Source organism: Bacillus sp. JJ675 (assembly GCF_036963165.1).
GTDB lineage: Bacteria > Bacillota > Bacilli > Bacillales > Bacillaceae > Bacillus > Bacillus glycinifermentans.
Genome location: NZ_JBALMR010000062.1, coordinates 22,785 through 29,225, shown reverse-complemented (window position 1 = coordinate 29,225; position 6,441 = coordinate 22,785). Strand labels below are relative to the sequence as shown.

Here is a 6,441-nt window from a genome sequence, read left to right as displayed (position 1 = left end):
GACAGGGTGCAGATCAGTACGAATTGGCCTTTTTCGCTTCTAAAAGCCTATTTGCTGTTTTCCGCAAGCGCCTGAGCGGTAATCTGTGAATGGGAAGCATGCCATTTTACTTTCCCGTTTTCAAAAACGATTGCCTGGGGACTTTCGTGCTTGATCCCGTACTGCTCGGCGATATAGTTTGACAACGGGCGGCTCTCCTGCACCGTTAAAAAATATGCCGGAATGTCTTCGTGTCCTTCAGCAAATGCTTCAAATTCCTCGAACGCGCGCCGGCTGATGGGACATGTCGTACTGTGCTTAAAAAAGACGAATGTGCGGTCCGTTTCCAGCTGTTTAAATTCATCCTCTGTTTGAATGAGCTGCTTTGACATGATGATCTTCCCTTTCTGCGTATTAGTTCTGGGCTGTCTCTGTTTCTTTTCCTTCAGTTTTTGCTTCCTCTTCAGCCTCATCAATCGCAGAGGCAGCATCTTCCTTCAGCTCAACGGCCTTATCTGTTCCCTGGGCTCGAAGGTCTTTGACTTTATCCATGAGTTGTGTGGATCGATCGGAGACAAGCTGTGAAATCGAAGACGTTTTATCTTTTGCAATGCTGACATATTCCGCACCTTTTTCTCTCGCTTCGTTTGTCAGTTTGCACGTTTTATCTTTGATCACAGCGGCTTGGCTCCCAATGTCATCGCGCAGCTCCTTCCCTGATTTTGGCGCCAAAAACAACGCCGTCGCTGCTCCGATGATACCGCCTACGAACGTGCCGATGAGAAAATCTCTAGTATTCATTCCTTCTTTGCCCATGTTTTATTCCTCCTTCATCTTTTTTGTTTCCATTTATTCCAGATTTCCAAAGCTGCATTGCTCCAGCTCACAACTTGAGAAATTTTCTCGCGATTTTGTTCTGCCGCTGACGTAACAGAGTCAGACACCTGCTGAATCGAAGCGTTAAACTGGCGGACCGATGTGCCGACTTCCTGAACCGCGTCTACCACCGTGTTCAGCTTCAACGATTTCTCCTGGATGTCATCCGCCAGGCGGTTCGTCTTATGAAGGAGCTCTGCGGTCTCCGCTGTCACGTTCTTCATCTGTCCTTCAAGCCCCTCTAAAGTCGATGCCACGTTTGTAAGCGTCAATTGAAGCGATTTTAACGTTTTTGATAAGTAGATTACTAAAATGAGAAAAGCTACGGCAATGAGTGCAGCGCTTAAATAAAGAATAATAATCATCTAATCCTCCTTATGTACGGCTTACAGTGATGTTTATACCCAACTGGCCGAATTGTAAACCTCTTTTGTATATATTTTTCTACACGGACCATTGAATTCCTTTATGTACAAAAAAGCAGCGGAATGGACTCACACTGCCTTTTTTATGTTACGCTAATACATTTTCATATGCTTTTAAATACTTTTGTATGTCTCCGGCTCCCATAAAAATCAGAACTCCGTTTTCATGCTCTTTTAAAACGGCTGTGTCATTTTCATCGATAAGCTTTGCCTGCCCTACTTTTTCCTGCAGATCGGCGATTGTCAGCTTCCCTGCATTCTCGCGGGCTGAGCCGAAAATGTCACAAAGATAGATATAATCGGCTTTTTTCAGGCTTTCCGCAAATTCGTTCAGGAAAGACTGCGTCCGCGTAAAAGTGTGCGGCTGGAATACCGCAACGATGTCACGATCAGGATACTTCTGCCTTGCCGCTTCAATCGTCACTGTGATTTCAGTCGGATGGTGTGCGTAATCGTCAATCAACACTTGATTGCCGACGATTTTTTCATTAAATCTCCGTTTGACGCCGCTGAAGGTTCTAAGCCCTTCTTTAATGATGTCGACATCGACCTGCTCATAATGGCAAAGCGCAATGACGGCCAGCGCGTTCAGGACATTATGGCTTCCGTAAGCCGGTATATAGAATGTGTCATAGAATGTATTCCGGACAAAAACATCGAAAGTGGTGCCTTCCGTATTTTTGATGACGTTTCTCGCCTGAAAATCGTTTTCGTCCGCAAAGCCGTAGTATACGACAGGAACGTTGGCATGGATCTTCATCAAGTATTCGTCATCCCCGCACGCGATGATCCCTTTGTTCACCTGCAGAGCCATCGTTTGAAAGGCGTCAAACACATCATCGATGTTTGCAAAGTAATCGGGATGGTCAAAGTCAATATTCGTCATGATTGCATAATCCGGCTGATAGCTCAGAAAATGCCTTCTGTATTCACACGCCTCAAGTACGAAATATTCGCTGTTTTCGCTTCCCTTTCCTGTTCCGTCGCCGATTAAATACGATGTCGGTTTTGCTTTTTGAATAACATGCGACAGCAGCCCTGTCGTCGATGTTTTTCCGTGAGCGCCCGTGACCGCAATGCTTGTAAACTTCTTCAAGTACTCCCCGAGAAATTTATGATACCGAACGACAGGAAGCCCGTCTGCAAGGGCTTTTTCGATTTCGGGATGCGTATCGGGAAAGGCGTTTCCGGCAATAACGGTCATTCCCGGTTTAATATTTTCGGGATCAAAAGGGTAAACCGGAATATTTCTTTCTTCCAACGCTTTTTGTGTAAAAATATAATTTTCGATATCCGATCCTTGGACAGTATATCCATTATCATGGAGAATTTGGGCAAGCGGACTCATACCTGTCCCCTTTATTCCGACAAAATGATAAACAGTCATAATTGTACCTCCAACAAACGTCTATCTGCTTCCCAGTATATGACGCTTATTTCAATTTGCAACCTAAAGCCTGGCCGCATCAATGTTCTTCTAACTTGCTTCGATATTTTTAGTATCAGGCATTTTTAAGATTGATTAAACCTTCCTTTCGAAAGATTTTTTGCACCTTCCGAAAGGTTCTCTTAAAACGGATGAAAACGCCGCTTACGGCGCTTTCTTCTTATGGCGCACCAAACTTTTTAAAAAAACACGCCCAACAGCTATCATACCATGTTTAGCTGAAAAGTGAACTACTTTCTATCAGCTGTTCCAAATCCGTACGCGTGATCAGCACTTCTCTCGGCTTGCTTCCTTTTGCTTCCGATATCATGCCTTCTCTTTCCATCATATCGATTAATCTGGCGGCCCTGTTGTAGCCGATCCTAAACCGCCTCTGCAGGCTCGAGGTGCTGGCGCTGTTTTGTTCAACGGCGAATTCGCACGCTTCAAGGAACAGTTCGTCATGATCAAAGCCTGCCGGATTTTGTCTGACGAGCTCTTCCTGCTCGAATAAATAAGACGGCTTTTGCTGTTTCCTTACGTGGGAAACGACCCGGTCAATTTCGCGGTCAGATACGAAGTTCCCCTGAAGGCGCACCGGTTTCCCGGACCCGTTCTCCAAAAAGAGCATATCTCCTTTTCCAAGCAGCTTTTCCGCCCCGGCCATATCGATAATCGTTCTTGAATCGACGTTGCTTGAAACGGAAAATGCGATTCTGGTCGGGATATTCGCTTTGATCAAGCCTGTGATGACGTCGACCGACGGCCGCTGTGTCGCAATCAGCAGGTGAATGCCGCACGCCCTGGCTTTTTGGGCGATTCGGCAAATGCTTTCTTCGACCTCATTCGGGGCGACCATCATCAGATCGGCAAGCTCATCGATAACGACAACGAGATATGGGAGTTTTTCGCCCATTTTCTTTTCATGAACCTTTTCGTTGAAGCGCTCAATATCGCGCACTCCGGAGTGCGCGAATAATTCATAGCGGCGCTCCATTTCTTCAACGACCCACTTCAAGGCCGCCGTAGCCGCTTTTGCATCCGTAATGACAGGACTGACAAGATGCGGAATTTCGTTGTACGGAGCAAGCTCGACCATTTTAGGGTCAATGAGCAACAGCTTCACCTCTGTAGGGTCGGCTTTAAACAGCAGGCTGACTAAAATCGTGTTCAGACATACGCTTTTTCCTGATCCCGTAGCCCCTGCAATCAATCCGTGAGGCATTTTTTTCAGATCACAGACCACCGGCTGTCCGGAAATATCGAGCCCGAGAGCCGCCGTCAAAGGAGACGGGTTTGTTCTAAATTCCGGGCTTCTGATCATTTCGCGCAAATACACCATCTTGCTATGTAGGTTCGGAACTTCGATTCCGATCGTATTCTTTCCGGGAATCGGCGCCTCGATGCGGATGTCTTTTGCCGATAAGCTCAGTTTGATATCATCCGATAGGTTTGTAATTTTATTGACTTTCACTCCAGGTTCTGGGTGCACTTCGAACCTTGTCACCGACGGCCCCTGTGTAACATGAACAACGTTCGCTCTGACATTGAAGTTTTCGAGGGTCACATCCAACAGCTCCCGCTGCTCGTTTATCCATGGTTGATCGTCCCGCTTTTGAGCTGGCGGAACATCAAGCAGGGCCAAACTCGGGAACTCGTATCCGCGGGAGGCGTTTGCCGCGTTTTCTTTTTGTTTATCTGCAGCAAACATCATGACATTAAACGGTACGGAAGATGACCTGTGCTTCGGTTTCGGCGCAGTCAAATCTCCGCTTGCGTTGCCGCGGGCCTTCGAATCGGAAAGCTCTTGGCTTTCATTCTTTTCACGTACGGCTGCTTGCGATTCGTTGTTGACGCTTTGCGGTTCAGGGTCCTTACGGCTTTGTTCAGCAGGAAATGCCTGTTCGTTTTCTTCTGCTTGTTCAGGCGACTGGTTTCCATCACCCATTTGAATGCCTTGACTTGACATCGCTTCGTTTCCAAGGTCTCCAGCCTTGCTCATAAGCGCTCCCGTTTCCTCTGAGGAGAGCGGCGGATGTACAGATGCCCCTTTTTCTTCGAAAAAGCTCTGCTCTTCCCCGCTTTCTCCGGCTTTTTCGACCGGCGCTTCATCCGTTAAATCGGAGGCTCCGGATTCTTTTTCATTAAGAGAGTCTCCGCGGTCTTTCGCCAATTGTATATCGCTTTCTTCCCAAACGGTCCGGGGTTCTTCTTGTTCACCATCATTTGCACGGGATTTTTCTTCAACATAGCCGGCGGATTTTTCCGCAGCTTGCGTATCGCTTTCTTCCCGAACGGTCCGCGCTTCTTCCTGTTCATCATCATATGCACGGGATATTGATGCTTCATCAAAAACGCTGTTTTCCCGTACGACAGCCGCTTTCTGATCCGGCTTTTCCGGATCTGCCGCCGGCTGACTGACAGTGTGAGAAGGCGCTTTTTGGATTGGCTGTTCAAAAAAGCGCTGTTCCTTTTCAATTTCTTCCGTGAGAAGCGTCACGCGCGGTTCTTTTTGCTTTTTGGCCGGCAAATGGTTTGGCTTGATTCTTTTTTGTTCGTGATAGCCGTAAATCGGCGAAGGGATGACCGACGGTTTAAATGGCTTTTTAGCCGGTTTTTCCGTATCATTTCTTGAAACATCGGATGGGCGCTGCCTTGTTGCAGGGTTGCTGTAGGAATGGCGTTGCCTTTGTCTTTGCTGAGGCTCCCTTGTATTTTCCCTTTGCTGTGTTTTTTGATCAGGAATCACCGGGAAGCGGAACTTGCCTTTTGGGTATTCATAAACGACTTTTGCGTCTGATATTTGCGGCATGTCTTCGTTTTCTTCAAAAGACGAGCCTGAAAGCGGCTCCTCTGACATGTTTTTCGTGTTTTTTTCGTTATGTTCATCTTCGCCTAAAAAAAGGCCGAACATTTTGCTAATCCAGCTCATGAATCATCACTCTCTAACTCCCTTGAATTTTTCGGGGACGGTTTTTAGTATACCATTGCTTCACCCGCCAGAAAAGAACAAGGTGCTTCCTGTCCGTCCGACGAATAAAAGAGCCGCCAAGTTTTTGACCCAGCGGCTTCTTTCACATGTATTCGAACGTTTGGTTCATTTTATGCCGTTTTAAAATTCAAAGGCTTCTCCGGCTTCACGGCTGTTATCAAGGACGAGAATCCCTTTTTCCTTCGGCGCGTCGGGAAGGTTCAATTCTTTTGCAGAGCAGATCATCCCGCTTGACGGCACACCGCGGAGCTCGGCATCTTTGATGATCATGCCGCTTGGCATCACGGCTCCGACTTTGGCGACGACGACTTTTTGGCCTGCTTCAACATTCGGAGCTCCGCAAACGATCTGCAGTGTTTCTGTTCCCACGTTGACTTTGCAGACGCTCAATTTATCGGCATTCGGGTGCTTTTCTTTTTCTTCGACATAACCTACGACGAACTTCGGAGAAAGGTCGACGGTCAGCTCGTCTTTTAATCCGTTGCGGACCAGAATTTCATTTACATCCTGGACAAAGCTTTCAGAAAGGGCGATGGGTCCGTTTTCGGTCAGGTTCATGTAGGATGAGGCATTAAAGATGTTGTATCCTGATGTTTCTTGTGTTTCTTTATCAAAGATTTTAACGACATCTCCGAAGCGTTCGAAAGCCATGTTCTCGCGTGGAATGTCGTGAAGAGAGATGAGAAGCGTGTCGCCTACTCCTTCTAAATTATAAAATGCGTTCATCAAAAAAATCCTTTCTA

Annotated in this window: 6 protein-coding genes; all 6 read right to left on the bottom strand. The window is 46.9% G+C overall.

Annotated elements, in window-relative coordinates:
* Window positions 1-47: 47 nt before the first annotated feature.
* Window positions 48-371 carry a bacillithiol system redox-active protein YtxJ gene (ytxJ, locus tag V7126_RS16295; RefSeq protein ID WP_046129275.1) on the bottom strand — a complete coding sequence of 108 codons (324 nt, stop codon included), beginning with the start codon at window positions 369-371 and terminating at the stop codon, window positions 48-50.
* 22 nt (window positions 372-393) lie between these two features.
* A complete protein-coding gene (locus tag V7126_RS16290) occupies window positions 394-795 on the bottom strand; it encodes a YtxH domain-containing protein (protein WP_046129276.1) in 402 nt (133 codons plus the stop codon).
* A 14-nt stretch (window positions 796-809) separates the two neighbouring features.
* On the bottom strand, window positions 810-1,220 hold the full coding sequence (locus V7126_RS16285) for a DUF948 domain-containing protein (protein ID WP_046129277.1): 411 nt from the start codon (window positions 1,218-1,220) through the stop codon (window positions 810-812).
* Window positions 1,221-1,368: 148 nt separating this feature from the next.
* The gene (gene murC, locus V7126_RS16280; protein ID WP_175076660.1) at window positions 1,369-2,667 is read right to left on the bottom strand and encodes a UDP-N-acetylmuramate--L-alanine ligase; all 1,299 of its coding nucleotides are present in this window, start codon (window positions 2,665-2,667) and stop codon (window positions 1,369-1,371) included.
* A 274-nt stretch (window positions 2,668-2,941) separates the two neighbouring features.
* Window positions 2,942-5,638 carry a DNA translocase FtsK gene (locus tag V7126_RS16275; protein ID WP_335497715.1) on the bottom strand — a complete coding sequence of 899 codons (2,697 nt, stop codon included), beginning with the start codon at window positions 5,636-5,638 and terminating at the stop codon, window positions 2,942-2,944.
* A 180-nt stretch (window positions 5,639-5,818) separates the two neighbouring features.
* Window positions 5,819-6,424, bottom strand: coding sequence for a YtpR family tRNA-binding protein (ytpR, locus tag V7126_RS16270; protein WP_046129280.1), 606 nt, complete (start codon window positions 6,422-6,424; stop codon window positions 5,819-5,821).
* Between the last annotated feature and the right edge of the window lie 17 nt (window positions 6,425-6,441).

What these genes read in the sequence shown, in the direction of transcription:
- ytpR (WP_046129280.1), bottom strand. Translation starts at nt 6,424, where the DNA reads ATGAACGCATTTTATAATTTAGAAGGAGTAGGCGACACGCTTCTCATC.
- V7126_RS16290 (WP_046129276.1), bottom strand. Translation starts at nt 795, where the DNA reads ATGGGCAAAGAAGGAATGAATACTAGAGATTTTCTCATCGGCACGTTC.
- V7126_RS16285 (WP_046129277.1), bottom strand. Translation starts at nt 1,220, where the DNA reads ATGATTATTATTCTTTATTTAAGCGCTGCACTCATTGCCGTAGCTTTT.
- V7126_RS16275 (WP_335497715.1), bottom strand. Translation starts at nt 5,638, where the DNA reads ATGAGCTGGATTAGCAAAATGTTCGGCCTTTTTTTAGGCGAAGATGAA.
- murC (WP_175076660.1), bottom strand. Translation starts at nt 2,667, where the DNA reads ATGACTGTTTATCATTTTGTCGGAATAAAGGGGACAGGTATGAGTCCG.
- ytxJ (WP_046129275.1), bottom strand. Translation starts at nt 371, where the DNA reads ATGTCAAAGCAGCTCATTCAAACAGAGGATGAATTTAAACAGCTGGAA.